This window comes from Natronocella acetinitrilica (assembly GCF_024170285.1).
Classification (GTDB): Bacteria; Pseudomonadota; Gammaproteobacteria; order Nitrococcales; family Aquisalimonadaceae; genus Natronocella; species Natronocella acetinitrilica.
The window spans coordinates 555,431-582,193 of sequence record NZ_JALJXV010000001.1 but is presented as its reverse complement, the minus strand read 5'-3'; the positions used below and the strand labels follow the sequence as shown (position 1 = coordinate 582,193).

General features: G+C 63.2%; 21 protein-coding genes. 11 read left to right on the top strand and 10 right to left on the bottom strand.

Annotation, left to right across the window (positions count from 1 at the left end):
* Nucleotides 1-51 precede the first annotated feature (51 nt).
* Nucleotides 52-1,740, top strand: a complete 1,689-nt coding sequence (locus J2T57_RS02775; protein ID WP_253473848.1) for an ABC transporter permease — start codon at nucleotides 52-54, stop codon at nucleotides 1,738-1,740.
* Nucleotides 1,741-1,756: 16 nt separating this feature from the next.
* On the opposite strand, the gene J2T57_RS02770 is transcribed toward J2T57_RS02775, so the two are convergent.
* Nucleotides 1,757-2,878: an ABC transporter ATP-binding protein gene (locus J2T57_RS02770; protein WP_253473845.1), complete on the bottom strand. Its 1,122-nt coding sequence runs from the start codon at nucleotides 2,876-2,878 to the stop codon at nucleotides 1,757-1,759.
* Nucleotides 2,879-3,041: 163 nt separating this feature from the next.
* On the opposite strand from J2T57_RS02770, the gene J2T57_RS02765 reads away from it, so the two are divergent.
* From J2T57_RS02765 to J2T57_RS02745, 5 genes are all read left to right on the top strand, one after another.
* Nucleotides 3,042-4,070 (top strand): Fe(3+) ABC transporter substrate-binding protein, encoded by a 1,029-nt coding sequence (locus tag J2T57_RS02765; protein WP_253473843.1) that lies wholly within the window; start codon nucleotides 3,042-3,044, stop codon nucleotides 4,068-4,070.
* Between the two features lie 149 nt (nucleotides 4,071-4,219).
* Nucleotides 4,220-5,002, top strand: a complete 783-nt coding sequence (locus tag J2T57_RS02760) for an ABC transporter ATP-binding protein (protein ID WP_253473841.1) — start codon at nucleotides 4,220-4,222, stop codon at nucleotides 5,000-5,002.
* A complete protein-coding gene (locus tag J2T57_RS02755; protein WP_253473839.1) occupies nucleotides 4,999-5,703 on the top strand; it encodes an ABC transporter ATP-binding protein in 705 nt (234 codons plus the stop codon). Before J2T57_RS02760 ends, J2T57_RS02755 begins: the two co-directional genes overlap by 4 nt.
* A gap of 4 nt (nucleotides 5,704-5,707) precedes the next feature.
* Complete coding sequence (locus J2T57_RS02750) at nucleotides 5,708-6,577, top strand: branched-chain amino acid ABC transporter permease (RefSeq protein WP_253473837.1); 870 nt, start codon at nucleotides 5,708-5,710, stop codon at nucleotides 6,575-6,577.
* The gene (locus tag J2T57_RS02745) at nucleotides 6,577-7,551 is read left to right on the top strand and encodes a branched-chain amino acid ABC transporter permease (RefSeq protein WP_253473835.1); all 975 of its coding nucleotides are present in this window, start codon (nucleotides 6,577-6,579) and stop codon (nucleotides 7,549-7,551) included. The genes J2T57_RS02750 and J2T57_RS02745 overlap by 1 nt, the downstream gene beginning before the upstream one ends.
* 384 nt (nucleotides 7,552-7,935) lie before the next feature.
* Here J2T57_RS02745 and J2T57_RS02740 read toward each other — a convergent pair whose 3' ends face one another.
* On the bottom strand, nucleotides 7,936-9,150 hold the full coding sequence (locus J2T57_RS02740; RefSeq protein ID WP_253473833.1) for an ABC transporter substrate-binding protein: 1,215 nt from the start codon (nucleotides 9,148-9,150) through the stop codon (nucleotides 7,936-7,938).
* A 335-nt stretch (nucleotides 9,151-9,485) separates the two neighbouring features.
* Between J2T57_RS02740 and J2T57_RS02735 the strand changes: the two genes are divergently transcribed.
* Nucleotides 9,486-11,747, top strand: a complete 2,262-nt coding sequence (locus J2T57_RS02735; protein WP_253473830.1) for a putative bifunctional diguanylate cyclase/phosphodiesterase — start codon at nucleotides 9,486-9,488, stop codon at nucleotides 11,745-11,747.
* On the opposite strand, the gene J2T57_RS02730 is transcribed toward J2T57_RS02735, so the two are convergent.
* The 5 genes from J2T57_RS02730 to J2T57_RS02710 form a co-directional block, all read right to left on the bottom strand.
* The gene (locus tag J2T57_RS02730) at nucleotides 11,748-12,587 is read right to left on the bottom strand and encodes an endonuclease/exonuclease/phosphatase family protein (RefSeq protein WP_253473827.1); all 840 of its coding nucleotides are present in this window, start codon (nucleotides 12,585-12,587) and stop codon (nucleotides 11,748-11,750) included.
* Complete coding sequence (locus J2T57_RS02725) at nucleotides 12,584-13,219, bottom strand: thiol:disulfide interchange protein DsbA/DsbL (RefSeq protein ID WP_253473825.1); 636 nt, start codon at nucleotides 13,217-13,219, stop codon at nucleotides 12,584-12,586. Before J2T57_RS02725 ends, J2T57_RS02730 begins: the two co-directional genes overlap by 4 nt.
* An 80-nt stretch (nucleotides 13,220-13,299) precedes the next feature.
* The gene (gene ccsB, locus J2T57_RS02720) at nucleotides 13,300-14,463 is read right to left on the bottom strand and encodes a c-type cytochrome biogenesis protein CcsB (RefSeq protein ID WP_253473823.1); all 1,164 of its coding nucleotides are present in this window, start codon (nucleotides 14,461-14,463) and stop codon (nucleotides 13,300-13,302) included.
* 10 nt (nucleotides 14,464-14,473) lie between these two features.
* Nucleotides 14,474-16,555 (bottom strand): cytochrome c biogenesis protein ResB, encoded by a 2,082-nt coding sequence (locus J2T57_RS02715; RefSeq protein ID WP_253473821.1) that lies wholly within the window; start codon nucleotides 16,553-16,555, stop codon nucleotides 14,474-14,476.
* A 179-nt stretch (nucleotides 16,556-16,734) separates the two neighbouring features.
* A complete protein-coding gene (locus J2T57_RS02710) occupies nucleotides 16,735-17,352 on the bottom strand; it encodes a c-type cytochrome (RefSeq protein WP_253473819.1) in 618 nt (205 codons plus the stop codon).
* A 206-nt stretch (nucleotides 17,353-17,558) separates the two neighbouring features.
* Between J2T57_RS02710 and yihA the strand changes: the two genes are divergently transcribed.
* Entirely contained in the window at nucleotides 17,559-18,167 is a 609-nt protein-coding gene (gene yihA, locus J2T57_RS02705) for a ribosome biogenesis GTP-binding protein YihA/YsxC (protein ID WP_253473818.1), read from the top strand.
* 216 nt (nucleotides 18,168-18,383) lie between these two features.
* On the opposite strand, the gene polA is transcribed toward yihA, so the two are convergent.
* The gene (polA, locus tag J2T57_RS02700) at nucleotides 18,384-21,086 is read right to left on the bottom strand and encodes a DNA polymerase I (RefSeq protein ID WP_253473816.1); all 2,703 of its coding nucleotides are present in this window, start codon (nucleotides 21,084-21,086) and stop codon (nucleotides 18,384-18,386) included.
* Nucleotides 21,087-21,323: 237 nt separating this feature from the next.
* Here polA and J2T57_RS02695 point away from each other — a divergent pair, with 237 nt between their 5' ends.
* Nucleotides 21,324-22,043 (top strand): LOG family protein, encoded by a 720-nt coding sequence (locus J2T57_RS02695; protein ID WP_253473814.1) that lies wholly within the window; start codon nucleotides 21,324-21,326, stop codon nucleotides 22,041-22,043.
* 29 nt (nucleotides 22,044-22,072) lie between these two features.
* Nucleotides 22,073-22,408 carry a DUF2782 domain-containing protein gene (locus J2T57_RS02690; RefSeq protein WP_253473811.1) on the top strand — a complete coding sequence of 112 codons (336 nt, stop codon included), beginning with the start codon at nucleotides 22,073-22,075 and terminating at the stop codon, nucleotides 22,406-22,408.
* Nucleotides 22,409-22,411: 3 nt separating this feature from the next.
* Here the strand turns inward: J2T57_RS02690 and uvrD are convergent, their stop codons facing one another.
* Complete coding sequence (gene uvrD / locus J2T57_RS02685) at nucleotides 22,412-24,586, bottom strand: DNA helicase II (RefSeq protein WP_253473809.1); 2,175 nt, start codon at nucleotides 24,584-24,586, stop codon at nucleotides 22,412-22,414.
* Nucleotides 24,587-24,619: 33 nt separating this feature from the next.
* Nucleotides 24,620-25,549 carry a LysR substrate-binding domain-containing protein gene (locus J2T57_RS02680; protein ID WP_253473806.1) on the bottom strand — a complete coding sequence of 310 codons (930 nt, stop codon included), beginning with the start codon at nucleotides 25,547-25,549 and terminating at the stop codon, nucleotides 24,620-24,622.
* Between the two features lie 193 nt (nucleotides 25,550-25,742).
* Here J2T57_RS02680 and J2T57_RS02675 point away from each other — a divergent pair, with 193 nt between their 5' ends.
* Nucleotides 25,743-26,750, top strand: coding sequence for a GGDEF domain-containing response regulator (locus J2T57_RS02675; RefSeq protein WP_253473802.1), 1,008 nt, complete (start codon nucleotides 25,743-25,745; stop codon nucleotides 26,748-26,750).
* Nucleotides 26,751-26,763 lie beyond the last annotated feature (13 nt).

Below are 26,763 nucleotides of genomic sequence, written 5' to 3'. Positions count from 1 at the left end.
GTTATCATTTGCGTTCTTGTTTCGTCCCCCCACGGCTCTTGAGGTCCACTGGTGAGTTCAGAAGCCCCAGCCACAGACGATCGCGTCCTGACCCGCGCCCGTGCGCGTTTCGACGGCTGGTCGCTGCTGACGGTGATCATCGCGGCATTCGTGGCCCTGCCCGTGGTTACCGTGCTGGCCCATGTGGTTGTGCCTGCGGGCGATATCTGGGGACATCTGAGCGAAACCGTGCTGTCCCGCTATGTGACCAACACCCTGGGGCTCATGGTGGGTGTGGGGCTGGGTACACTGATCATTGGCGTCGGCACAGCGTGGCTGGTTGTGATGTGCCGGTTCCCGGGGCGCTGGGTCTTCGAGTGGGCACTGTTGCTGCCCTTGGCCGTTCCCACCTATGTCATCGCCTACGCCTACACCGACCTGTTGCAGTTCACAGGGCCGGTTCAGACCTGGCTGCGTGAGATATTCGACTGGGGACGGGGGGACTACTACTTCCCCAACATCCGATCCCTGGGCGGCGCCATCACGCTGATGTCGCTGGTGCTTTACCCTTACGTCTACCTGCTCTCGCGGGCTGCCTTTCTCGAACAGTCCGTCTGCGTCCTGGAAGTGGGGCGAACACTGGGTCGAAGCCCATTGCGACTGTTCTACGGTGTCGCCATTCCCCTGGCCCGCCCGGCCATCGCCGGTGGGGTGGCTCTGGCGTTGATGGAGACGCTCAACGACTTTGGCGCGGTGCAATTCTTCGGGGTCGACACCTTTACCACCGGCATCTACCGCACCTGGTTCGGCCTGGGCGAACAGGTGGCCGCAGCACAGCTTGCAGCCTGCCTGCTGGTATTCGTGATGATCCTGGTGTTACTGGAGCGCTGGTCCCGCGGGCGGGCAAAGTACTTTCATACCTCCAGCAAGTACCGGGAGCTGCCCCAGTACCGCCTGAGCGGTGGCCGTGCGGCACTGGCGTTCATCGCCTGCGGAACGCCGGTAGTGGTGGGCTTCCTGCTGCCGGCGGGGCTGCTGACCTCCATGACCCTGCAGGGCGGTGACGCCCTGCTTGGAACCCGCTTCATGGAATTCGCCTGGAACAGCCTGATGCTGGCCACGGCGGCCGCAGTCGTCGCGGTGTTTCTGGCCCTGCTGCTGAGTTATGGCGTACGGCTGCGGGGATCACGCATAACCTGGGGAGCGGCGCGGGTTGCGTCCATGGGTTATGCCGTGCCCGGCTCAGTGATCGCCGTCGGCGTGCTAATCCCCCTGGGCTGGATGGATGACCGCATCAATGTGTTCATGAACGAACGCTTCGGCATCCTGCCCGGGCTGATCTTTACCGGCACCATGGTGGCCCTGGTCTACGCCTACGTGGTTCGTTTCCTCGCCGTGTCCTATAACGCGGTGGAAGCGAGCCTGGACAAGGTGACGCCGAGCATGGACGCGGCCTCCCGCACCCTGGGCAAGACGGCCGGAACCACCTTGCGCCTGGTTCATGCTCCGATCATGCGAGGCAGCCTGCTGGCCGCGGGCATTCTGGTGTTCGTGGACGTGATGAAGGAATTGCCCGCTACCATCATCCTGCGGCCGTTCGATTTTGACACCCTGGCGGTGCGGGCCTATGACCTGGCCTCCGACGAGCGGCTCAACCAGGCGTCGACAGCGTCCCTGGCCATTGTGCTGGTGGGCATCATTCCCGTGATTCTGCTCAGTATCGCCATGCGCAAGTCGCGCCCGGGACACGGGAAAAAGTAGAGCGGCGGACGCCTGTTCAGGCCCCCGCCGGAAAAACGAAGATCTGGCTGCGATCCAGATGCAGTTCCACAGGCTGGTTTTCCTCGGGCAGGAAGACGCCAGGCATCCGGGAGTGCAGGTGATACTCGCGACCAGAGTCATCGTGGACACAGAGGTGGGTGAGGCTGGTCCGGCCGAGCAACCGCGACATGATCACATGGGTACGGTCGTGCGTGCCCGGTTCGCCCACCACGACCACCCGCAAGGCCTCCGGCCGTACCAGCACCTGCGCCAGCGTGCCGTCCTGCAGACCGGTGGCTTCGACACGACCCACGGGCGTCAAGACCTCGCCGCGTTCCACCACTCCCTCGAATCGGTTCACATCGCCGAAAAAGGTCACCACGAAAGGATCTGCGGGCCGGCAGTAGAGATCTACCGGGTGGCCGATCTGCAGGATACGGCCATCCCGCATGATGGCGATGCGATCGGCCATGAACATGGCCTCTTCCGGATCATGGGTCACCAGCAGGGTGCCTGCGCCACTGCTCTTCAGGGCATGCAGCGTGTCGTCGCGAATCTGATCCCGCAGGCGCGCGTCCAAGGCGGAAAACGGCTCGTCCAGCAGCATGAGCCGGGGCGCGGGGGCCAGCGCCCGCGCCAAAGCCACACGTTGCTGCTGCCCACCGGACAGCACATGGGGATAGGCGTGGGCGTACTGCCCCATCCGCAGTTGCTCGAGTAGTTCATGACCGCGCCGCCCACGATCGGCCAGGGGCAGACTGCCTAGACCGAACACCACGTTTTCCAGTACGGTCAGGTGCGGGAACAACGCAGAGTCCTGAAACATCAGGCCCACGCTGCGTTTTTCCGGGGGAACCCCTCGGCGCCCCGCCTCGGCGACCAGATCGCCATCAAGCTGGACCCGGCCGTGCTGCACGTCCTCCAGACCGGCGGCGATCCGCAGCAGCGTGGTCTTGCCACAGCCCGACGGCCCCAGAAGGCAGACCACCTCACCGGGGCTCACATCAAGGCTGACATCATCCACGGCGATGAGGTCGTCGAACCGATGGCGAATGTCCGTCATGCGCACCGCAGGCCGGGGCGCGACGGTCGCAGCGCCAGGGTCGATCAGATCGCTTAGAGGAGACGGGCTTGCCATGGCGGCCTCACACAGAGAGGGGCGTATGAGTCAAAGGTATGGAAACAAGAATCATTTGTAAACACTAAAACATTCTCATCCACTTGCTTTCCGCGGGGAGACCCTGTTTAATCCGGGATGTAAACACGATTCATTCTCATTACGATTTTTGAGAGGACTCCAGATGGACCGTCGCATTCGTCTCGGACTTGGCACCCTGCTCGCCGCCGCCACCCTGGCGGTCTCGGTTGCCGCAGCAGCACAGCAGGTCAACGTTTACTCCGCCCGTCATTACGACTCGGACAACGAGTTGTTCGATCGCTTCACAGAACAAACGGGCATTTCCGTGCGAGTGCTGCAGGGCGATTCCGATCAGCTGATCGAGCGTATTCGCCGGGAGGGCGCTGCCAGCCCGGCTGACGTTCTGATCACCGTTGACGCCGGTCGGCTCTGGCGCGCCGAAGAGTCGGGTGTGCTGCAGAGCGTCGAATCAGATGTGCTTGATGAGCGTATCCCGGCGTATCTCCGGCATCCGGAAGGCCTCTGGTTCGGCCTGAGCCAGCGGATGCGGGTGATCTTCTACAACAAGGAAGCCTTCGATCCCTCGCTGATCTCGACCTACGAAGATCTGGCCGACCCGCAGTTCGAGGGCCAGATCTGCATACGCTCTTCCACCAATGTGTACAACCAGTCCCTGCTCGCCTCCATGATCGATGCCCACGGCGTTGACGGCACCACGGACTGGGCGCGGGGCCTGGTGAGCAATCTGGCGCGGCAACCCCAGGGCGGTGACACGGATCAGATTCGCGGCGTCGCCGCCGGCGAATGCGAGATCAGTGTGGCCAATCATTACTATTATGTCCGTCTGGCAGTGTCCGACGACCCAGCCGACCGTGAAGTGGCGGACCGCGTTGGCATCATCTTTCCCAACCAGGATGACCGTGGCATTCACGTAAACGTGGGCGGCGCGGGTGTGGTGGCCGGCGCCCCGAATCGGGACAACGCCATCCGCTTGCTGGAGTACCTGGCGTCCGACGAAGCCCAGGAGCTGTTCGCCAAGGGCAACCACGAGTATCCCGTGGTCGATGGCGTGCCGCTGGACGAGGTCGTGGCCGGCTGGGGTGAGATCCGGTTCGATGAATTGAACGTAGGCACCCTGGGCCGCAACAATCCGGACGCCGTGCGCATTGCCGACCGGGTCGGCTGGCGCTAAGTCACCAACTTCCTCCTCTGCCAACGGCCGCCTCGCGCGGCCGTTGTTGTTTCCGCAATTGATCTGAACAGCCACGCCAGTACAATCGCAAAGGTTTTGTGTCGACCGACGGGAAAGACAGTCGATACCTGCGCATCGGGGGCTATGCCTTGATCAAGATCGAACATGTATCCAAGGCCTTCGGCGGGATACAGGCGGTGGATGACGTGTCCTTCGAAGTAGCGGAAGGCAGCATCACCGGCCTGATCGGGCCGAACGGGGCTGGCAAGAGCACACTGTTCAATATCGTCGCCGGGCTGATCCGCCCGGACAGCGGCCGCATCTCCCTCGAAGGACGTGACATCACCGGGCGGCGCCCACACCAGCTGTTCCACCAGGGTCTGGTGCGAACCTTCCAGATTCCGCATGAGTTCTCCCGCATGACGGTGCGCGAGAACCTCATGGTGGTGCCGGCGGGACAGGCTGGCGAGAACCTGTTCAAGGCATGGTTCCGCTGGGGTCAGGTCCGGGAGCAGGACAGCAAAGTGCTGGAGCGGGTCGACGAGGTGCTGGATTTTCTCGAGATCAGCCATGTGGCAGACGAACTGGCGGGCAACCTCTCCGGCGGCCAGAAAAAGCTGCTGGACCTTGGTCGCACCATGATGACGGATGCCCGTGCAGTGCTGCTGGATGAGCCCGGTGCCGGAGTCAACCGAACCCTGCTCGGCAAGATTTCCGAGGCAATCCAGCGCCTGAACACCGAGCGCGGCTACACCTTCTGCCTCATCGAGCACGACATGGATCTCATCAGTAAACTGTGCGACCCCGTGCATGTCATGGCCAATGGCGCGCTGATTGCCTCCGGCCCCATGAGCGAGATCCGCCAGAACGAGCAGGTGCGTGAAGCCTACCTGGGCGGCGGTGCCAGTGGCCGGATGGGTGAGCAGCGATGAGCCTGCTCACCGCAACCGACATCTACGGTGGTTACGGCGGTGCCGACATCCTCAAGGGGGCGGGGCTGCGGGTTGAAACCGACGAGATCGTAGTGATTGTCGGCCCCAATGGTGCCGGCAAATCCACGATGATGAAGGCCATTTTCGGCCTGTTGCGTGTCCGCACGGGGCAGGTGCTGTACCAGGGCGATGACATCACCAATGCCAAGCCCGAACAGATGGTCCGCCGCGGTATCGCCTACGTGCCCCAGGAAAAGAACGTGTTCCCGTCCCTGACGGTCGAGGAAAACCTGGAGATGGGGGCATTCCTGATGAGTCGCGACATCAAGCCGCGGCTCGAGAAGGTCTACGCGGTCTTCCCCAAGCTGCGTGATCGGCGCCGCCAGCAGGCCGGACTCATGTCCGGTGGCGAACGCCAGATGGTTGCCATGGGCCGGGCCCTGATGATCGACCCGAAGCTGCTGATGCTCGATGAACCCACCGCCGGCCTGTCGCCCCTGCTGATCGACGAGACCTTCGAGCGCATCAAGGAAATTCAGGCGCTGGGCATCGGCGTGCTGATGGTGGAGCAGAACGCCAAGCAGGCACTGGCCATCGCCCACCGGGGCTACGTGCTGGCAACCGGAACCAACCGCCACGAGGACACGGGGCCGAATCTGCTGGCCAATCGCGAGGTAGCCGAAATGTTCCTGGGGGGCTAACGGCGTGGATCTGCTTATCGACCTGGTACAGCTCAGCATCTACGGCATCGTGCTGGGCAGCATACTCACCCTGGGCGCCATCGGTGTGTCGATGATCTTCGGCATTCTGCGTTTTGCCCACTTTGCCCACGGCGACCTCATGACCATTGGTGCCTACGTGGGCCTGAGCTTCCTGGTATTCACCGGTCTGCCAATCTGGTGGGCACTGCCGGCGGGCATGATCGGCGCGGCTCTGACCGCGCTGCTGGTGGATCAGGCCGTGTACAAGCACATTCGCCGCACCCAGCCGGTCATCCTGCTGATTTCCTCCTTCGGAATGGCGCTGGTGCTGCGCAGCCTGGTGCAATTGATCTGGGGTCCCAACGTCTACAGCTACAGCGGCGGCATCCAGCGCCCCTGGTGGTTCGGCGAAATCGCCATCGTTCCGAACCATGTGTGGATTCTGCTTGCCGCCGTGTTGATCGTTGCTGCCCTGCACCTGTTCCTGACCCGCACCCGCATGGGCAAGGCCATGCGCGCCATGTCCGACAACATGGATCTGGCGCTGATCACCGGCATCCCCGCCGAGCGCGTAATCATGCTGACCTGGATACTCGGTGGTGCTCTTGCCGCCGGCGCTGGCGTGCTGCTGGGCATGGACTCGCGGCTGACCCCGACCATGGGCTGGAACATCCTGCTGCCGGTGTTTGCGGCAGCCATACTGGGTGGCATCGGTAGACCTTACGGGGCCATCGCCGGGGGCATGATCATCGGCATGGCCATGGAAATCTCGACACTCTTCCTCGAGCCCTCCTACAAGCCCGCAGTGGCCTTCGTCATCATGGTGGCCGTGCTCATCGTCCGGCCGCAGGGCATCTTCAAGGGGACGCTGTAATGGAATTTGCCGGTATCGCAGCCTACCTGGTGTCGTTTTTCACCTTCGTCGGCATCTACGCCATCCTCGCCCTGGGCCTGAACATGCAATGGGGCTTCACCGGCCAGTTCAATATCGGCATTGCCGGCTTTTTCGCGGTGGGCGCCTACACCAGCGCGATACTGACGGTGCCGGAAAGCCCCTGGCACGTGGGCGGTTTCGGTCACACCTTCCTTATCGGGGTAGCGGGCGCCGTCATCGCTTCGGCGCTGCTCGGCCTCATTATCGGCTGGATCACCGCCCGGCTGCGCACGGATTACCTGGCCATCGCCACCATCGGCATCGCCGAGACGCTGCGGCTGGTCATCGCCAATGAAACCTGGCTGACCAACGGCGTTCGCGGCATGTCGCGCATCGAGCGCCCCTACGCCGATTTCTTCCAGGCGCTGGGCCTGACTTCCGCCATGGGATCGCTGATCGTGGTGACAGCCTTTCTGGTGGCCGTCTACTTCCTGGTGGAGCGGGCCCGGCAATCGCCCTGGGGGCGGGTGCTGCGGGCCATACGCGAGAACGAACCAGCAGCGGAGGCGGCGGGCAAGAACATTGGCCGCTTCCGGCTGGAGGCATTCGTGGTGGGCTCTGCCATCATGGGACTGGGAGGGGCGCTGTACGCGCACTACTTCGGATTCCTGAGCCCCGAGGCCTTCCTGCCGCTGTACGGCACCTTCCTTGTCTGGGTGATGCTGATTGCCGGCGGCAGTGGCAACAACAAGGGAGCCCTGCTCGGTGCTGTGGTGATCTGGATTATCTGGTCCGGCAGCGAGTTCGTCATGAGCGCAACCCTGCCGGATAGCTGGAGCAGCCAGTCCGGCCCGCTGCGGGTGCTGCTGATCGGTGTGCTGCTGCAGGTGATCCTGATTACCCGACCGCAGGGTCTGTTGCCGGAGAAAGCGCCGAAGACGGTGCCAACCGGGCGCAGTCGAGAGTCCGATTAAGGCCATGCAAGGCATGTCCATTGTGGTGCGTTACGCGCTGCGCGCTAACACACCCTACGAGAGTGTCGGGGAACGGGGTGCGGGTACGCCGCTCGGAGACACGCCGTGAACCCATCCCTGGGGGCTCGTATGCGAGGTCCCTCTCGCATACGGCCTCCGAGCGGCGCACCCGCACCCCGTTTGTGCCCTGTGCATGGGGTGGCATGGCTAACGCACCCTACGAGGGGCTTCGATCAGGCACCGCCTCTTGTAGGGTGTGTTAGCGCGCAGCGCGTAACGCACCACAACCGCGCCAGCCTAATGACCCAAACGAAAAAGGCCCGGCCGGGAAATCCCGGCCGGGCCTTTGGCAATAGCGAGCCTGAGTTGGCCCGGAGAGTGGTTTTACTCTTCCGGCGCGAACACCCGGACGTCGACAATCTCGCCGTTCTCGACGCGCCAGTGGGCGAAGGTGCCCGGGACGTCGCCATTCTCGTCGAAATCAACCGAACCCGACGCGCCCTCGTAGTTGATCTCTTCACCAGCCTCGAGGAGTTCAAGGGCACGACGCCACTCACCAGGGTAGACCCGCTCACCCGGAGGTCCGGCGACGGCACGCAGGTTGTCACGAATCGCCACGCGGTCGGTGGTGCCAGCCCGTTGAGCCGCCAGGGCAATCAGATACACCGCATCATAGGCCGAATCCATGAACGGCTGCGGCGGTACTTCACCGTGCTGCTCGCGGTAGGCATCGCGGAAATGCTGTGCGCCCGGGTTGTCGTCCAGCGCCCGTGGCGCCGAGCCGATGGTGCCATCCATGAATTCAGCGCCGATGGCGCTGATCATTTCCGGCGAGCGCAGGCCGTCAGTGAATACGAAGCGCTCGAAGAAGCCGCCCTCCAGCGCCTGGCGAACGATCGTCTGGCCATTCTCCGGATAGCCGATCAGCACCAGGCCTTCCGTGCCGCCACGACCCACCCGCCGCAACTCGCCTCGATAGGACGACTGGCCGGGTTCATAGGACGCGGAATTGGCGATTGTTCCGCCCTGTGCCTCGAAAGCCTCGCTGAAGGCCTCTGCCAGTCCGAGACCATAGTCGTTGTTGATATAAAGCACCGCCAGACTCTCGAAACCCTCATCCCGGGCGATCTGCGCCAGCGCTACGCCCTGGAAAGCGTCGGACGGAACGGTGCGGAACAGGAAGTCATCATCGTCCAGGTCGGTGATCACCGGTGACGTGGACGCGCCGCTGATCTGGGCCAGGCCTTCCTGTCGGCTCACACTCTGGGCGACGGGGATGGTCACGCCGCTTGCGAGGGCGCCGACGAAGGCGTGAACGCCCTCGATCGTAGCGAGTCGCTGTGCCGCATCGACGCCAGCCTGGGGGCTGGTTTGCGTGTCGCCGGAGCGTAAGCGGATATTCTCACCCAACACCCCCCCTGCGGCATTGATTTCGTCCACGGCCAGACGGATGCCATTCAGTGACGTCTCACCGTAAACCTGCAGATCGCCCGTGGTGGGGACCAGCGCACCAATGCGCAGGCCGTCCGCCATGGCCACACCACTGACCGCCACCGTCAGGGCGGCCGCCACTCCAAATGTACGCGCCGTTCTCAGCATGGGTATCCCTCTTGGCATATAGGCTTGACTCGGAGAGTCTTTCATTATGTCCAGCGAACCGAGAATACGCAGCAAGCCCAAGTCATGTAAACAGTTCGCGGACCCTTTACAGGCCAGCTACACAGATGCCTGCGCCTGGCTATCGGTGAACCACGACAACTCAACCATTTCAGGCCCCTATGATACAGTTCACTTCAGCTTCCGCCGGGAAGTGCTTAATATCCACAGTGCGGACACAATCAATAATGTCTTTTTGGGGGGACGGGGATGACAATAACGCGGTGCCGCAATCGGCCACCTTGCGCCATCCCGTAATCGTTCGGAGAGCCTGAACGATGGTGGAGCGTTGGCAGGTAGCCGATTACGACGACCTGATACCAAGCGATGATGCCGAGACCGAGCCAGGCGGCCTGTCCGCCATGGAGCTGCAGGCCTTGGCCCAATCCAGCCGTGACACGGTGGTGGTACTCGACGCTTCCGGCGTGGTGATTCGCACATGGAACGGGTCGGGTGGCGGGCTTGGCCTCTCACCCGGCCAACCGCTGACGCTGCATCTGCTACAGGACGACGCCACCGCAGTGCAGCGAGCCCTCCAGTATTGCCTCAGCCACGGACAACCCGAACCGGTCAGCTTTTCAAGTCGATTGCCGGCGGCAAGCGGTGCGCAGGCGTTCAGCGCCATCCTGCGCAAAATGCGCAATGGCGAAGTGATGTGTATCGCCCAGGATGTGACAGCACAGCAAGCCGCCGACTCCGCCCTGGCCCGTCATCTGGCCGTAGAGCGCCTGCTACGCAGTTTCTCCGGTCAGTTCATCAACATTGCGCCGGATGGTATCGATCGTGCCATCGACCACGCCCTGTCCGAACTGGGTGACTATTGCGATGTTGATCGCGTCTATCTGTATCAACTCGCGGAGCACGAGCAGTACCTCGTTCACACCCACGGCTGGTATCGCCGTAGCCGTGACGGCAGACTGCCGTTCGGAAAGCGCATCGCCGTGAGTCGCCTGCCCTGGCTGCATCGTCGTCTCTACAACAGAAGCCTGATCCAGGTCGCGAATCTGGACATGCTGCCCAGCGAGGCCCACGGCGAGCATGCCATGCTCCAGCAGCGCGGCGTAACCGGGCTGATCATAGCCCCCATCGTCTATTCCGGACGTCTACACGCATTTCTCGGGCTGGATGCGGGTCAGACTGAGGCGCACTGGAACCAGGAACAGATTCACCTGGTCACCGCTGCCGCAGAAATCTTCGCCAGTGCTCTGCAGCGAAAGCAATCTGAACGACGCATCTTCCGCCTGGCCTACTACGACCGCCTCACCGGCCTGCCCAATCGAATGCTGCTTCGTCAGCGTCTCAAGCAGTTCATGCATGAGCGCGGCGATCACGGTTTTGCGCTGGCGGTACTGGATCTGGATGACGCCAGTAATATCAACGATCTGCTGGGCCATGACGTCGGCGACCTGCTGCTCAAGTCGCTGAGCGGGCGCCTTGAGGCCTTTGCGCCCGCCGGTCATCCCCTGGCGCGCTGGGGCGGTGACGAGTTCGTGCTCACCTTGCCCGACGCCGACAGTGACACGGCCGCCCTGGTGCGGCAGGTGCAGCAGTTGCGCGAGGTGCTGGGAGAGCCGGTTCGGATCGCCGGCCACGAGCTCCGTGTATCGTCCTCGGTGGGAATCGCACGCTATCCGGGTCATGCCTCGTCGGTGGATGAACTGTTCCGCTATGCGGAGATGGCGTTGCGGCAGGCCAAGCAGCAGGGCCGCGAGGGGCTCGCCATTTACGAAAACCACCTGGAGCGGCGGGCCACGTATCGCAGCCAGGTGGAGACCCGCATGCGCCTGGCCCTGGAGCAGGGCGCATTCGAATTGCACTACCAACCGCTGGTGCGGACTCAGGACACCAATCGCATCGCCGGCGCCGAGGCCCTGCTGCGTTGGCATGACAAGGAGCTGGGAACCATCCCACCGGATGAATTCATCGACGTCGCCGAGGAAACCGGCCTTATCGTACCACTGGGTGACTGGGTGCTTGAGCAGGCTTGCCGTGACCTCGCCGCCTGGCGTGCCGAAGGCTTGCACATCCCCCGGGTTTCGGTGAACGTCTCCGGCCACCAGTTGCTGGACGACCGCCTGCCCCGCACCCTGGCCCAGGCACTGAAGCGCCACGGGCTGCCGCCCACTGCCATCGAGCTGGAAATCACCGAAACCACCCTGATGGAACGCGAGAAGGGCAGCCTGCCACTGCTTCAGCAACTGCGCGATCTCGGCGTGGGCATCGCGGTGGATGACTTCGGGACGGGCTATTCCAGTCTCAGCAAGATCAAACATCTGCCGGTGACCGTGCTGAAGATCGACCGCTCATTCATTCAGGACATTTTCACCGACGATAACGACAAGGCGATCATCATCGCCATCGTCGCCATGGCCCATCAGCTGCAATTGCGCACCGTCGCCGAAGGCGTCGAGACCCCCGAGCAACTGGCATTCCTACGGGACAACGGTTGCGACCTGAGTCAGGGCTATCTGCACAGCCGACCTTGCTCCGCTACGGCATTGCGCGACTTGCTACGCGCAGCGCCAAGGGACCAGACCTGATCACTGTTCCAGGCGAATGGTCTCGGGCATTCGGAGTTCCATCATGATCGGCAAATGATCGGAGAGGGGATAATCCACCACCTCGGCCTTGTCCACCGTCAGGGTATCGCTCACCAGAATGTGGTCGATATTGCGATGGGGCCGCCAGCTGGGATACGTGTTCAGATGCGCCAGGGGTTCGCCCAGGTTGGTGCAGGCCAGCAGGTGGCGCAGCTCCGGGCTGTCGGCCCGGCAGTTGAGATCTCCCATGACCACGGCGTGGCGACAGTCCTGAATCAGTTCCGCAACGTAGCCTAGCTGTGACATGCGCGTCCGCCGCCCCAGGGAGAGATGCATCAGGATCACATCCAGATCATCCTCCGCGCCACCGAAACGCAGATGCAGGGCGCCCCGTCCGGGGATCATACCCGGCAGGCGGTGTTCGCGAATCTCCAACGGTCGGAAACGCGCGAGCAGGCCGTTGCTGTGTCTGGCCAGACGACCAATACGCCGGTTGGTCTGATCCGCCCAGTAGGGAAAACCAGAGCGCTCGCTCAGGTATTTGGTCTGGTTGATGAAGCCGCTGCGCAAGCTGCCGGCATCGACTTCCTGCAGACCGACCAGATCGAAATCCGTGAGCAGATCGGAGATGCGGTCGATATTCTTCGGCCGCTGGGCATTGGGAAATAGATGCTGCCAGCTCCGGGTGAGATAGTCGCCGAAGTGGCGTGTGTGCATCCCGGTCTGGATGTTGTAACTCATCACCCGCATCACCCCCGGCGGTCGGGTGATGACGCGGGCTTCCTCCGGCAGGATCAGCCCGGATTCGGGCTGTCCGTCGTCGCGTTCGGCGCGGTTCACTGTCCCGCCTGCCGCTCCCGCTCGATCAGGTAGTCGACAACCTGCAGCAACTCGTCTGCCCCGCCTGCCATCCGGGCATCGGTGTAGTACTTGCCGTTGACACCCAGCGACGGTGTGGCGCGCACGCCGTAGACCCTGGCAGAGCGATCATAGCGGCGCAGTGAAGTCTCGACCCCGAAGGAATCCCAGGCGTCCGCAACGGCGTCGGCATCGACATCCGCATAACGGGTAAACAGTTCCTGCGCGTCGCCAACGGAGCGAAGACGCATGTTTTCCTCATGGTAGGCGACGAAGATCGCGCCATGAACGTCATCAACAATATCGAGCTGTTCGGCCACGAAGTAGGCGCGGGCCAGCGGCTCCCAGTCATCGCGGAACACCACTGGGTGATGGACCAGCACGACATCGTCCGGCGCGCCACGCATGTAGTTGTTGATCACCGGGTAGAACTGGTGGCAGAACGGACAGGCATAGGAGAAGAATTCGCGCAGTTCGATGCGCTCATCGTCCACCGTGGATTGCGACCGTTCCAGCACCCGGTAGTGGGTCCCCTCCTGGAATTGCTGCGCCTGAGCGGCCCCCGTTACGACAAACATAGCTAGCCCCGTGGCGGCGAGAATTCTTTTCAGCATCTGTGCCTCCGATACCTGTTCTTTTCCGATTGTCGCTTTGACCGGGGACGGCAGCGTTAGTGCCGTCCCCGATGAAGCTGTCAGAGCTCGCCGTAGGAATGCAGTCCCGACAGGAAGATATTGACGCCAAGGAAGGTGAATGTGGTCACCAGCAGGCCGATAATCGCCCAGATCGCCATCGGTACGCCGCGCCAGCCCTTGGTGAACCGCAGATGCAGCCAGGCGGCGTAGTTCAGCCAGAGGATCAGCGACCAGGTCTCTTTGGGATCCCATGACCAGTAGCCGCCCCAGGCCTCGGCAGCCCACAATGCGCCAAGAATGGTCGCCACGGTGAAGAACACGAAACCCAGCGCGACGTTCTTGTACATGATGTCATCCATGACCTCCGCCGAGGGCAGCCCGCGCCGCTCCCAGGCCTCGGGGTTGCGGGCATAGAAGAGGTAGGCGACACCGATCATGGCGGCGATTGAGAACGCGCCGTAGGCAACAAAGTTGGTGGGCACGTGGATCTTCATCCACCAGCTCTGCAGGGCTGGGATCAGCGGATCGATCTCGTGGGCCTGGCGATCGAAGTGATACCACAGCAGGAACCCCACCGACGCCGTCAGAATGATGCCGACGAAGCCACCCAGCGCCCGGGTACGGTGGCGTTCCTCGTAATAGAGGTAGAGCAACCCCGTGCACAGCCCGAACAGCACGAACACTTCATAAAGATTGGTGACCGGGATGCGCCCGACTTCCGGCGCAATCAGATAGGACTCCCACCAGCGTACCAGCAGACCCACCAGTGCGGCGCCACTGGCACCCCACATCAGCGCCGTGCCGACCTTCTCCGGGAAGGGTGCGCGGGCGATGAGGCCGACGAAGTAGAACACCATCGCCGCCGGGAACAGGGCGCACATCCACATGATGGCGGACTGGCTTGAGACCAGATAGTTGAGGAAGAAGTCCTCCGTGCCCGCCGACAGCGTGGGATAGCGGGACACTGCGAACAGCGTCACCAGGGTCACGACAATGGTGAAGATGCGCGCCGCTTTCCAGTTCCAGCCGATCCACACCGTCACCCCGTAGGTGCCGTAGAGAATGGCTTGCTCGTAGCCATCCATCCACTCGGCGAAATAGACGCTGGCGTAGATGGTGCCGACAAGAAAGGCGGCGGCCCAGAGCCAGTCGAACCAGCTGAGCCGGCGCAAGAACCCACGATCGTCGAAGTCGTGGACCATTGTCTCCTGGGGCGTACTCATAGAGGTTTCCTCACGTCTTCGGAGGTAGACGGTCTGTGGACCGGTCATCGCGTGAACCCAGCCGGGCGGCGAGTTCCGCGGTCACGGAATCATACAGCTTGGCAAAACCAATGGGATCACGATGGCTCACCGCCGCAAACAGCAGGCGACTGCCGCCCTTGCCGTCGGGTCGGACCACACACCAGGCCCGACGGTGACTGACATAGAACATCAGGATCACGCCCAGGACCAGCAGCGCCGATCCGAAGTAGACGATGTTCTTGCCCGGCGCCCGGGCGATCATCAGGCCGGTGGCCTGGCGATGCTCGAAGTCCCGCAATTCCAGGAACAATGGCGCCCCATACTGATCCAGGGACTCAATCGCCGCGATGGCGTCACGGAAAAATGCCTGATGTGACTCATCGAAGGCATCCTGCTCCAGGTCGGCGTCAAGCCCGGCGGCTTCCTGGTAAGCCTCCCAGAGTGTCTGCTCAAGGGCCATACGGGAAAACCGAACCAGCAGTTCCCGGCGTTCTTCGGGGATGTTTCGATCATCCAGCGTGCGCTCCATATGCGCCATCACCGACGGAAAGTCCTCCTCCAGCAGGCGCCTGACCAGATCCCGCGCCGTCGCCGCAATCTGTGGGGTCAAACTCGAATCGGCGAGGCCGAAGTCCTCCATGACGAGCCCGGCAGCCCGCTCCGAAGCCGCGCGCAGACGCTGCTCTCCCGACAGGATGGCATGAAATGCGAGAAACGTGTCGGGTCTGTGCGAGGAATCCGCCGGGATGTGCAGATAGCGGAAATCCTCCTGGGGAGAGCCGCGAACACCACTGAGGAAATACCAGCGGCCGGCGACCTCCACCGGCATCATGTAGTTGTCGAACTCCCGGGCCTCGCCGGTCTCGCTGCGCAAGCGATAGGTAAAGCGGGGACCGACGTTTCGCACGTCCCGGCGCGTTTCCGCCCCCTCGTTCGGCCGCACGTTCAACGGCTCGAATTCGGCGAGTTCCAGGGTCCAGGTGGTGCCGTTGATCTCGATGGGCCGCCGCCGCTCCACGCGCTCGTCAAACTCAATGGGCTCGCGATCATCGCCGGCCAGAGGCCAGGCACGCAGATCAAGACGCGACCCCCCGTCTCCGAAACTGGCCTGGTAGATGGCATAGCCGTTGTAGACCAGCGGATGGTTGACGCGGATTGTCTGGCGTATGGGCTCATCCAGATCCGGCGCTGTCAGAATGACATCACTCTCGAAGGAGCGGGGCTCGCCGGTATCGTAGTGTTCGATGCGGAACTCCTCCACCTGCAGGCGGAACGGCAGATCCTGGACCACGTAGCCTTCGCGGAGATTGAGGAAGGCAACGCTGGCGGCGCCACCCTCGGGAATCGTGACATTGCCCCGGAATGCGCCACGCCCCACCGGCAGCCGACTCTCGGACCCAATCTGCGAGACGGGAATGTCGTTGCGGGTCTCGATCTGCAGCTGCCCCGTCACCTCGCGGAGCTTGAGCATCAGGTTTCCGTCGATCAGCCCGCCGACACAAATCACCACAATGGCCAGGTGGGTGAAGATGTAGCCAATGCGGTTGCTGCGGCCGCGCATGCCTGCCAGCACCACAGCGTCGTCCTGCGCCTTGCGCCGCATCCGGAAACCATTGCGAGCCAGCACTCTGGCTGCGGTCTGTTCGGCATCCGCCGGCGACGCCGCCACCTGCCACTCCGTGTGATGACGCAGGCTGCGCAGGGAGCGTTCCTGCTGGTGCTCGCGGAAGCGGGTCATTTCCTTGATGACCACGGGCGAGTGGCGGTACACGCACACCGACACCGACACCACCAGGAAGGCCAGAAGAAACAGGTACCAGCTTGCGGAATAGACATCGTAGATGCCGAAGCTTTCGAAGATCTCGAACCAGAACGGGCCGAACTTGATCAGGTAATCCTGATAGGGCTGATTCTGATGGACCACCGTGCCGATGATGGACGCGATGGCAATTACCACCAGCAGCGTGATGGCGAGATTCATGGACCCGAGGAACTGCAACAGGATCGAGGCGGTGGACTGTCGCCCCCGACGCCTCTCCGAGCTGTCGATATCGGTGCTCACACTGGCCATGGAATCACTTGACCGCTCTGCATGCCTGGACCTTGTCCGTCGAGACGGACAGTTGACGCCGGCGGAGGGAGGGCTGGCCGTAGGCCCGACGCGGACTCGCCGATCGGGGGCGAGCCAGCGGCCCGCCGCGCCGCGAACGATCCGCCGGCGTCAGCGGACCGCTCGCCGGAGGAGTTGAACTAGTTGCCTTGTCGGTACAAACCTTCGATGTACGAGGATACCGCACGAATCTCGTCATCGGTCATGCGTTCGGCGATTGACCGCATCATCCGGTTGGGGTCGGTGGCCCGCTCGCCGGAGCGATACTTCTGCAGCTGCTGGGCGGTGTAAGTGGCATGCTGCCCCTTGAGACTGGGGAAACCAGCTGCGCCCATGCCCTCGCCAGCGGCACCATGGCAGGCGATACAGGCAGCAACGCCGCTGTCGGGATTCCCACCACGGAAGATCTGCGCGCCCAGCTCCACCAGATCCGGATCGGCGACGCCGATCTCGATTTCCAGCGACTCGTAGTAGGCGGCCAGATCCTTCATGTCCTGATCACTCAGGTTTGCCACCTGACCGGCCATGAGGGCGTTTTGTCGGTCCCCCGACTTGTAAGCCTGCAGCTGCCGATACGTGTAACTCGCGTGCTGACCGGCCAGTTTCGGCCATTCCGGATTGGAGCTGTTCCCGTCGGCGCCGTGACAGGCCACGCAGGACGCGGATAACTCTTCACCGCGGGATACATCTCCGGCGGAGGAAACCACGGTGAAACACAAAGCCATGGCTGCAACTGCAAGGCATTGCCAGATCTTCATGGAATTCACGACTCCTGGGCAGCTTGGGGCCGATTAAGGGGCGCGACGAGACACCTGTCCCGCAGGCAAAACGACTGGTTTTATACCAGCCACCCCCGACAAGGTCAATTCAGGCCGACGGACACCACCGGGGCGACCCGGCAGGCTGGAGGCCGTACACTCTGCGTACGATTCACTCTGACCAGAATTTCGCCGGAGAATTCAGCATGCCATCCGCCTATCGCCAGGCGCAGTTCCTGACCAGCGCGAGCCGGCTCGATCAGTTGCCCCCGGACACGGGTCTTGAAGTGGCCTTCGCCGGCCGCTCCAACGCCGGCAAGTCCAGCGCGCTGAACGCCATCACCGGCCAGAAGTCTCTCGCCCGCACCAGCAAGACGCCAGGCCGCACCCAGCTGATCAACGTCTTTCCATTCAACGACAGCATGGCATTGGTGGACCTGCCCGGCTATGGCTATGCCAAGGTGCCACCGGCCATGCGCCAGCATTGGCAGCAGACGCTGCCGGCGTACCTGTCGGGGCGACAGGCGCTGCGTGGGCTCATGCTGATCATGGACGTCCGCCACCCGCTACGGGAATTCGACCAGCAGATGCTGATGTGGACCGGTCACGGGGGCTTGCCGGTCCACGTGCTGCTATCGAAGGCGGACAAGCTCAAGCGCGGCCCGGCGGCGACCGCGCTGCAGACCGTGCGAAAAGTGCTGGACCGGGAATTCGGCCATTCGACAGTGCAACTGTTTTCCGCCCAGACGCGTCAGGGGGTCGATGAGGCCTGCGCCATGCTGGACCACTGGTTCGGCCTGGATGAGGCGCCGTAGGCAGGGCGCCGATTTCCATGGTTCGATGAAGATTTTTCGTGTTCCGGATCTGGAACAAAAGAACGTACAGAATTGTCTTAACAGTAGCGCCAGTGCCCGGCGCTACCCCGACCGCAGGAACGCGGAGTCGGGAATACGGCCTGAACCCCAAGGCCGTGATTTTGGCCCTGGTCTTTCCCCCCGAGAGTCAGGGCCTTTCTTTGTCCGGGCACGCCCTCAGTGCGCCTCTTCCCAGTTATCACCCGAACCCACGTCCACGTCCAGCGGCACGTCGAGTTCGGCGGCGCCGGCCATGAGCTTGCGCACCTGCTCGCCTACCGCCTCTACCTGGGATTCCGGCACCTCGAACACCAGCTCATCGTGCACCTGCATGACCATCAGCACGTCGGGATCCTCATCCCGCAGCCACTGATCCAACCGGATCATGGCCCGCTTGATGATATCCGCGGCGGTGCCCTGCATGGGCGCATTGATGGCAGTGCGTTCCGCGTACTGCCGGCGCTGGGCGTTGCGGGCGTTGATCTCCGGCAAATAGAGCCGCCGACCGAACACGGTCTCCACGTAACCCTGCTCGTGAGCCTGGGCCCGGGTGCGGTCCATGTACTGCCGCACACCAGAGAAGCGTTCGAAGTAGCGATCCACGTATTCCTGGGCCTGGCCACGGTCCACGCCGATCTGCCGGGCCAGGCCAAATGCGGACATGCCGTAGATCAGGCCGAAATTGATGGCCTTTGCCGCGCGGCGCTGATCGTCATCCACCGCCGTCGTGTCGACGCCGAACACCTCGGCTGCAGTGGCCCGGTGGATATCCTGCCCATCCGCGAACGCCTTGCGCAGACCCGCGTCACCGGACAGATGCGCCATGATGCGCAACTCCACCTGGGAGTAATCCGCTGCCAGCAGCTTGTAGCCGGGGGTGGCGATAAACGCCTTGCGAATGCGCCGACCCTCGGTGGTGCGAACCGGTATGTTCTGCAGATTCGGGTCGGACGAGGACAGCCGCCCGGTGGCCGCCACGGCCTGATGGTAGGAGGTATGCACCCGGCCGGTGTCCGGGTCGATCATCAGCGGCAGCTTGTCCGTATAGGTGGACTTGAGCTTGGACATTGCCCGGTGTTCCAGGATCAACCGTGGCAGGGCGTAGTCGTCGGCGAGTTCCTGCAGCACCGATTCGGCGGTGGACGGCTGACCTTTGGGGGTTTTCTGCAACACTGGCAGCCCCTGGCGCTCGAAGAGGATCTCCTGGATCTGGCGGGGTGAGCCCAGGTTGAACGGCCCGCCGGCCTCGTCATGAGCCTGCTTTTCGATTGTCTGCATCTTCTCGGCGAGTTCCCGGCTCTGCTTGCCGAGCAGGTGGCGGTCTACCAGCACGCCGGTGCGCTCCATGCGCGAGAGTACCGGCACCAGTGGCACCTCGATCTCCCGATAGACGCCGGCCAGGCGTTCGAGCCCCTCAAGCCGGGGCCAGAGCGTCTGGTGCAGCTGCAGGGTGACGTCGGCATCCTCGGCGGCGTAGGCCGTCGCCTCCTCCAGCGCCACCTGGTTAAAGGTGAGCTGCTTGGCACCCTTGCCGGCCACGTCCTCGAACTTGATGGTGGAGCGTCCCAGGTACTTGAGGGCCAGGGAGTCCATGTCATGGCGGGTGGCGGTGGAGTCCAGCACATAGGACTCCAGCATGGTGTCATGGGCCACCCCGCGCAGGGTCACACCGGCCCGGGCCAGTACGCTCATGTCGTACTTGAGATTCTGGCCGAGCTTGGGCCTGCTGGCGTCCTCCAGCAGGCCGCGGCACCGCTCCAGCACCGTATCCCGGTGGAGCTGATCCGGCGCGCCGGGGTAGTCGTGGGCCACCGGCACATAGATGGCCTCGCCAGGCTCGATGGCGAAACAGAAGCCGACGATATCCGCCTGCATGTAGTCCAGGCTGTTGGTCTCCAGGTCGAAGGCGAACAAGGGCGCCTCCTGCAGCCGGGCGATCCAGGCGTCAAGCTCTTCCAGGTCGGTGACCGTGCTGTAGCGGGTCTCCACCGGATCTGCTGCGGGGGCGGCTTCCTCGCCACTCGCTTCCTCCAACTGGGCCAGCCAGTTGGAGAACTCGAAGCGACGGTAATGATCCCGCAGCGCGCCGGTATCGGGCTCGCCCCGCTTGAGGTCCGCCGGACCGACGTCAAGCTCCACGTCGCAGAGGATGGTGGCCAGTTGACGGGACAGTGGCAAATCGTCCTGATGCTCGCGAAAGCTTTCCCCCACCTTGCCCTTGATGGAACCGGCCTGTTCGATGATGGTGTCCAGATCACCATATTCCCCCAACCACTTGGCGGCGGTCTTGGCGCCGACCTTGGGAATACCGGGAATATTGTCCGAGGTGTCCCCCACCAAAGCCAGGTAGTCGATGATGCGCTCCGGCGGCACACCGAACTTCTCCATCACGCCGTCCACGTCCAGGGTCTTGCCGCTCATGGTATTGAGCAGGGTGATACGCTGGTTCACCAGCTGGGCCATGTCCTTGTCGCCAGTGGAGATCACCACGTCCCAACCATCGGCGTCGGCCCGGCGTGCCAGTGTGCCGATCACGTCGTCCGCCTCTACACCCGTGACTTCGAGCAGCGGCAGGCCCATGGCGCGAACGATGTCCTTGAGGGGCTGGACCTGTGGCCTGAGGTCTTCCGGCATGCTGGGCCGGTTGGCCTTGTACTGTTCAAACAGTTCGTCACGAAAGGTCTTGCCCGGGGCGTCGAAGACCACCGCAATATGGGTCGGTTCGTAATCCGCCAGCAGCTTGCGCAGCATGTTCGCCACGCCGTAGATGGCGCCGGTCTGCTCGCCGGCGGAATTGCTGAGCGGGGGCAGGGCGTGAAAGGCCCGGTACAGGTAGGACGAGCCGTCCACCAGAATCAGCGGTGCATTGCGATCGGCCATGCGACGGTCTCCACCGGGGAATTGATCTGCCGTAGGATACGCAAAGGGCGACCGCTTGCAACGCGAAGCCTGCCGTTGGTGCTCGGGGTCTTGATGCAGTGGTACCGCCCCGGCGGACACGCCGTTAATACATCCATGTAGGCTCGACAGCGGCATCCCTGCCGCTGACGGTCCGCCAGGGCGGTACCACTGCATCAAGACCCCGAGAGCCTCACACGATTTCAACCCGGAGCGTTCATGAGCAGCATCGACAAGTTCACCGGTCGAGCCCCGGTCAATGACACACTGATGACCCGTGAATCCTGGAAGATTTTCCAGATCATGGCGGAGTTCGTGGAGGGCTTCGAGCGGCTGGCACAGATCAAGCCCTCGGTGAGCGTATTCGGGTCTGCCCGCATACCCCCCGATCACGCTTACTACAAACTGGCGGAAGATACCTGCCGGCAGCTGTCCGATGCGGGCTTTTCCGTGGTCTCCGGCGGTGGCCCGGGCATCATGGAGGCCGCGAACCGCGGTGCCCATGCCGGCAAATCGCTCAGCATCGGGCTCAACATCCAGCTGCCCAAGGAGCAATCCGGCAACCCGTACCAGGACATCAGCCTGAACTTCCGCCACTTTTTTTCACGCAAGGTCATGTTCGTAAAATATGCCTCGGCCTATGTGGTGTTACCTGGCGGCTTCGGCACCCTGGACGAGTTGGCGGAGATCCTTACCCTGGTGCAGACCGGAAAGACCCGGCGCATCCCCATTATCCTGGTGCACACCGCGTTCTGGGAGGGGCTGGTGGGCTGGTTCAGCGAGCATCTGGTGGCCGAGGGCATGATCAGCCCACAGGACATGGATCTGTTCAAGCTCGTGGATGACCCCAAGGATGTGGTCACAGCCATCTTCGACCATTACGAGGATCGCGGCTTCGAGCCCTCCGCCTGGGAGAAGGAAATTCTGCTAGACCTATAAGAGAACGGGGCGATCAGAGTGGCATGGTGATGGCGCGATTCGCGGTTGTTCTGGCTCTGCTTGGGCTCTTGTGCTTTTTGCCGATCCACGCCGATGAGCTGCGGCGACCCATCATTACCGCGCCGCCACCCCCGGAAGAGCTCATGATCGATGAAGAGCTGGAACCTCGGGTCACGATCATCGAGCGAGAATGGGCCACCATCGAGGAGTACAGCGTCAACGGTCAAGTCTACGCGGTCAAGATCACACCGGCGCTGGGCCCGCCCTACTATTTCTACGATCTGGACGGCCGCGGCAGCTGGCAGCGCTTCGAGGATCCGGGCGCCATTCCCAGCGTTCGGCAGTGGAAGATCATCCGCTGGTAGGACTCAGGCGCCCTGTAGCTTGGCGTAGGACGCCACCAGCCACTTCGCACCCACGGTATCGAAGTTGACCTGGATGCGGGCACTCGGGCCCTGTCCCTCGTACTGGAGCACCACGCCCTCACCGAACTTCGGGTGCATGACCCGCTGACCCAGGTGAAACCCGCTGTCGGCCATTTCGTGACTCTCGGCCAATCCGCGCCGAATCGCCATGGCGGGACGGCTCACCGATACCCGCGTACGCACGTGATGGATGAGGTCGTCGGGCAACTCGCTGATGAAACGGGAGGGTGCGCACCAGCGCTCTTCACCGTGCAGGCGGCGCTTCTCCGCCCAGGTCATCAGCAGTCGGCGCCGGGCCCGGGTGATGCCCACATAACAGAGGCGCCGTTCCTCCTCCAGGCGGTCCGGGTCTTCAGCGGACATTCGGTGCGGAAACAGCCCCTCCTCCAGGCCCGCGAGGCAGACCCAGGGGAATTCCAGCCCCTTGGCGGAATGCAGGGTCATCAATTGCACGCAATCCTGCCAGTCCTGGGCCTGGCCTTCACCGCCCTCCAGCGCAGCATGGGCGAGGAATGCGGTGAGGGTATCCATCTCGCCGTCACCCTCCCAGTCCTGCTCGAATCCCCGGGCAGCGCTGACCAGCTCGTCCAGGTTCTCCAGGCGCGATTCCCCGCGATCGTCCCGGTCTCGCGCGAACAGTTCCCGCAGGCCGGAGCCCTTGATCACCAGATCAATGGCCTCCGCCAGCGGCTGATCGGTGACCTGCTCACCCAGCGCCTGGATCAGCGCCAGAAACTGTGTGACCGCATTGTGCGCCCGCCCGGGCAACAGGCGCTCCTGCAGGCACTGCTCCGCGGCGTCCCACAGGCTGGCGCGCCGAGCCCGGGATTGCTCCCGTATCAGGTCCACGGTCTTGCCACCGATACCCCGCGGCGGCGTGTTCACCACCCGCTCGAAGGAGGCGTCATCCTGCGGATTACTCACCAGGCGGGTATAGGCCAGGGCATCCTTGATTTCGGCCCGCTCGAAAAAGCGCAGGCCACCGTAGACCCGATAGGGTATGCCGTGCGTCAGCAACGCCTCTTCGAACAGCCGGGACTGGGCGTTGGAGCGGTACAGGATCGCCAGCTCGGAGCGGGCATGACCATCGGCGATGGCCTCGCGCAGGCGATCAACAACAAAACGGGCCTCGTCCAGGTCATTGAAGGCGGCGTACAGCATGATGGCTTCGCCATCTTCGCCATCGGTCCACAGGTTCTTGCCCATGCGGCCGCTGTTATTGTCGATCAGCGCGTTGGCGGCCTTGAGAATGGTTGCAGTGGAACGGTAGTTCTGCTCCAGCCGGAATACGCGCACATCCGGGTAGTCATCCGTCAGGCGGCGAATGTTCTCCACCCGGGCACCACGCCAACCGTAGATGGACTGGTCGTCATCGCCCACCACGAACAGATCGGCCTCGGGGCCGGCGAGCATCCGCAACCAGGCATACTGGATGCCATTGGTGTCCTGGAATTCGTCCACCAGGACATGGCGGAACTGCTCCCGGTAGTGGTTGCGGAGCGACGCGTTATCCCGCAGCAACTCGAAGCTGCGCAGCAGCAATTCGGCGAAATCCACCTGACCGGTTCGCTCGCAGGCCTCCTGATAGGCGCGATAAATGCGGATCATGCGGTCAGTGTGCGGGTCCGCCCCTTCACCGAGATCGTCAGGCCGCTGGCCATCATCCTTGCGGCTGTTGATGTAGCCCTGGACCTGACGTGGCGGGAAACGCGCCTCGTCGATTTCCAGCAGGCGCATCACCCGGCGCAGCAGCCGCTTCTGGTCATCGGAATCGAGGATCTGGAAGCTTTCGGTCAACCCTGCCTCGCGCCAGTGGCGGCGCAGCAAACGGTGCGACAGCCCATGAAAGGTGCCCGTCCACATGCCCGCGGCACTGAAACCCAGCAGGGTCTCGATGCGCCCACGCATTTCCGCCGCAGCCTTGTTCGTGAAGGTAACGGCCATGAGCGTAAACGGGGACGCGCCCTCCACCCGGTTCAGCCAGGCGGCGCGATGCACCAGCACGCGGGTCTTGCCACTGCCGGCGCCGGCCAGCACCAGGGTGCGCCCCGGCGGCGCGGCGACCGCCTCGCGCTGGGCTTCATTGAGCGGATCGAGGATATCGGAGACGTCTTCCATGGCGGGGCAGTCTACCCGTCTCCGGTAACGGATTCACGCAGCCGCATCGTCATGTTGCAGCCGCTGGATCACGTCCAGCTCCTGCACCTGCGCCACCAGGGCGCGCATGGTCGGTTCCCGAGCGGAGCCCTTGCGCCAGAGCAACGCGACATGTCGGCGGGGCTGTGGTGAGTCGAAGCGCTCGATGGTAATCGATCCGGCGTTGGCAATGCCGTCGGTGGACAGGGCGGCCAACTCCGGCAGGAGGGTAATGCCAGCCCCGGCAGCCACCATCTGCCGCAGGGTCTCCAGACTGGTTGCCCGAAACTCGCGCTCCTCGCTGGCCCCCACCAGCTTGCAGATCTCCAATGCCTGATCGCGCAGGCAATGCCCCTCCTCCAGCAACAGGATTCGGGCATCGCTGAGCCGCTCCAGGCTGGGGACACGGGCCTTGCTCAGTGCATGACCCTTGGGCATGGCGAGCAAAAACGGCTCATCGTACAAGCCGGCCTGGGCAAAGCCTTCGCCGCCGTCCACCGGCACCGCCAGCACCGCTGCGTCCAGGGTGCCGTTGCGCAGACGCTCCAGGCAGCGCGACGTTTGCTCCTCGTAGAGCATCAGACGCAGCCTGGGGAGGCTTTCCCTCACCGCCGGCACCAGGTGCGGCAACAGGTAGGGAGCCACCGTGGGGATAAGACCGAGGCGGAAGTCCCCTGCCAGCGGGTCGCTGGCCGCCCGCGCAACCTGCACGATGTCATCCGCAGCGCTGAGGATGTAACGGGCGCGCTGGGCGACTTCATCGCCGATGGGCGTCAACATGACCCGCCGGTTGCTGCGCTCGATCAGCTGCACCCCGAGAAAGCCCTCCAGCTTCTTGATCTGCGCGCTCAGCGTTGGCTGGCTGACGAAGCAGGCCTCCGCCGCGCGGCCGAAATGCCGCTTGTCCGCCACCGCCACCAGGTATCGCAAGTCTCGAAGATTCATCAGTCCACCATTGATCGAACACACCGCCAGCACAAGGTCGCCTAGCCTGCCGTCAGCAAAATCATGCCGTCCAGCCGTTGAGCGATTCGGCCCACTTCCCCGCCCAGCGTCGCTGTAATAGCCTAGGGCGAAAAGACACGTTCAGGAAGAACGTGCACTACTCACCAGCGGCCAGACGGGATCGGCTCGGCAGATGCAGTCAGTATTCGCGCAAAGGTCGCACGAAAACATCCCGGTCGTCATCGTTGACGATGCACGCTTCACGCTGGAGATGCTGCGCCGAACCCTCAAGCAGGCAGGCTTTCTGGACATTCGCACGGCGGGTACCGCCGGTGAGGCGCTGGCCATTTTGCGGGAGCGATCGGCGGGAATCCTGCTTGCAGACTGGCTGATGCCGGAGATGGACGGGCTCGATCTCACCCGCGAAGTCCGCCAGCTCGAGGCCAGTGGCGATCATTACACGTACATCATACTGCTCACCGGCAGCGACAAATCGGAGTCCCTGAGTCTCGCCTTCGCGGAAGGCGTCGACGACTTCGTCAACAAGTCACCGGATAACGAGGAATTGTTGGCGCGAATTCACGCGGCGGGCCGTATCACCCGGCTGCAGAATGATCTCATCCAGGCGAATCGCCGCCTGCTTGAGCTGAACCGGCAGCTGGACGAACGCGCCGGCCTGCAGCCGGGCTCCCGCCTTGGCAACCAGCCGTTCCTGATGACCCAGCTCGATAACCTGCTGCGGCACCTGCGGGGGCGCGGTGGCTCGCTCTGCGTCGCCCTGGTGCAGATGCAGGGCTATCCGGCCATCGCCAATGAACATGGCATGGATATAGCCGCGCAAATGCTCGACACCATTGGTGAGCGCCTGGAGCAGACTTCCCGCCCGGTAGACGTGGTGGCCCGCCTGGAGGGGGCGCGGTTTGTGCTGGTGATGCAACAGGCCGATGAAGAGCCGGTTCCGCCAGGCGCATTCCGTCGCATTCATCAGGCTTTGAATCTGCGCGCCTACAAGACCGGCGCCGGCTTTCTCACGGCGGACTGCGCCATTGCCGTGACCCACGTGGTCAGCAGCCATCTGGAGGACGAGCTGACCGCGCAGGCACTCCTGGACTACACCGAATGCCGGATCGGCGACGCCCGGGATGCCGGGCGGCCACTGATGACATCATGGCAGCGCGAGACCACCCAGTCCGACCAGTAATGCCGTGGGTCAG